This window comes from Erythrobacter sp. CCH5-A1 (genome assembly GCF_001557115.1).
Lineage (GTDB): Bacteria > Pseudomonadota > Alphaproteobacteria > Sphingomonadales > Sphingomonadaceae > Erythrobacter.
Window position 1 is genome coordinate 1 of the sequence record NZ_LSKQ01000076.1, and the last position, 1,929, is coordinate 1,929.

Below are 1,929 nucleotides of genomic sequence, written 5' to 3' on the forward strand. Positions count from 1 at the left end.
GCTTGATTGGCAGAAGAGGACAGAAAGGACACGTTATGGATGGGACCTACCACGAACTGGGACACTGGACAGGGCATGCCTCACGGCTTGCGCGCGAATTCGGCAAGCGCTTCGGCGACAAGGCATACGCATTCGAAGAGTTGGTCGCGGAACAAATTTCAGCCAGAATCTGCTACGAGCTGGGGCTTCCCGCCGACCTTCATGAAAGCCATGCGAGCTACCTCTCCCACTGGCTCGACATCCTCAAATCCGACAAGACCGCGATCATCACCGCTGCGGCGAAAGCGGATCAAGCCTTCAACCTTCTTGCAGCCTTTTCAGGCTATGAGAGCGAGCCAGAGGAGTCAGGCCATGAAACGGCGCCACTTCCGGCTGCTGCTTGAGCCAGGGCTCGAAGGGGCGGTCAGGCTCGCACAGCTTCACCAATATGCGACCGACCTTGTCGACGGGCGCAGGATGCTGATTGCTCCAGCGCTCTCGGACCATATCGAAGGCCTTTTCCCTGCGCGCAAGCAGACGGCCGTCCTCGACGCGTTGGTCGGCACGGCTCCGATCGGATGGGAACTCGAGGCTGAGGGCACGCAGGCAGGCCAATGCATAGCGATCAGGTCACAGGGACCGGGTGTCGCAATTTCAGCGATCATGCGCATTCTTGAACAGATCGCTCCCGAAGCCCTTTCGGCACAGATGATCTACGAGCCGATGCACGAAAGCAAGACGGACGAGCGGGCACGCAGCCTCCATTGAGGGGAGGGGGAGGGGGCCATTGCGTCATGCAATGGAAAGGATGCCCTCATGTCCTGCGATATCGACTACCGCTACCGGCGCGCCCTGCAGCCCGATGGCCTCACGACTTTTGAGAACGCACTGAAGGCCGTCAACGAGGCCGTTGCAGATGTGCGCCTCGCCGGACGGGACGTGACGAGCTGCCCGGCGGTGCTGCTGCTGACGAGACACCTTCAGCGGATCGCCGAGGGCAGGCCGGCGGTCTGCGACGACGACCGCAGCTTACGCGATCAATGCATGGCCCGCCTCGGCGAACTGAAACACCAGCCCGCGATCATCGCGCTGGTCCGGAGAGGTTTGGACTACCGGCCCGAGGAGCTGCGGCACTATCAGCGCGAAGGTCACCGCACCTTGCGCCAGATCGCGGTCGGCATGGGCCTCGACCATAGTCGCTACCGGATCAGCTACCACACGCGGGAAAGTTCGCTTGCGGGCGAGCACGTGCTGGAAGGCCCCGGAGTATACCTGCGGATCTCGCCGGAACGGTTCGGTGAGCCGGGCGTCGCCTGGCGCAACCCGTTTTGGAAACCACCGGGTGCGGTAATGCGCAAGGCGCCCATCGGCGTCCTGGCGGATATCCCGGCACTCGCGAAGCGCATCGCACGCGAGCTCGGTCTGTCGCCCCAGGCGCAGGACCGCCTTTTCTGAAGCGAAAGGAACAGACATGGGATGGCTTTACATGCACCGATACGGGATGGGCGGCTTCGAGACCCCAAAGGCCTATCTCGACAACCAGTTGACATGGGAGCGCCGTGACGAGGCGAACGGAACGCTGGACGGATGCCGGGTGATCAAGAGCGTGTCGACCGGCAGGGCTTATTATGCCGCAGTCGAGCGATACGGAAACGACGACGCGGTTCGTTATGTCACTGCCGTCATCTGCCTAGTGCGCTGGAACCCCAACGCGGCGAGCGGCGAAATCTTCGGCTACAAGGACAGTGCGCCGTTGCGGCGCTGAAATGGAGTATCAGTGATGATGAGGTAAGTTGAGAATGCCTCTGCTCGCCGGACTAACCTCGGGCCTCACAAGGTCTGAAATCCCGAAAGGGACGGGGAACAATAGCATGTTCGGAAAAGGCCAGATGCGTCTTAGAGTCTGATTCAAAACTATCTCGTGTAATTTCATGCTCTTGCGATACGGCG

General features: G+C 61.0%; 4 protein-coding genes. All 4 read left to right on the top strand.

Annotated elements, in window-relative coordinates:
* Positions 1 to 383 (top strand): zincin-like metallopeptidase domain-containing protein (locus AX708_RS03950; RefSeq protein ID WP_255357973.1); only part of this gene is annotated, 383 nt, incomplete at its 5' end.
* Positions 352 to 747: a hypothetical protein gene (locus AX708_RS03955; protein ID WP_067489549.1), complete on the top strand. Its 396-nt coding sequence runs from the start codon at positions 352 to 354 to the stop codon at positions 745 to 747. The genes AX708_RS03950 and AX708_RS03955, both read left to right, overlap by 32 nt.
* 48 nt (positions 748 to 795) lie before the next feature.
* A complete protein-coding gene (locus AX708_RS03960) occupies positions 796 to 1,434 on the top strand; it encodes a hypothetical protein (RefSeq protein ID WP_067489552.1) in 639 nt (212 codons plus the stop codon).
* Between the two features lie 16 nt (positions 1,435 to 1,450).
* Positions 1,451 to 1,744 (top strand): hypothetical protein, encoded by a 294-nt coding sequence (locus AX708_RS03965; RefSeq protein ID WP_067489555.1) that lies wholly within the window; start codon positions 1,451 to 1,453, stop codon positions 1,742 to 1,744.
* Positions 1,745 to 1,929: the final 185 nt, after the last annotated feature.

Excerpts from the sequence above, each read along its gene's own strand:
- AX708_RS03955 (WP_067489549.1), top strand. The coding sequence starts at position 352 with ATGAAACGGCGCCACTTCCGGCTGCTGCTTGAGCCAGGGCTCGAAGGG.
- AX708_RS03960 (WP_067489552.1), top strand. The coding sequence starts at position 796 with ATGTCCTGCGATATCGACTACCGCTACCGGCGCGCCCTGCAGCCCGAT.
- AX708_RS03965 (WP_067489555.1), top strand. The coding sequence starts at position 1,451 with ATGGGATGGCTTTACATGCACCGATACGGGATGGGCGGCTTCGAGACC.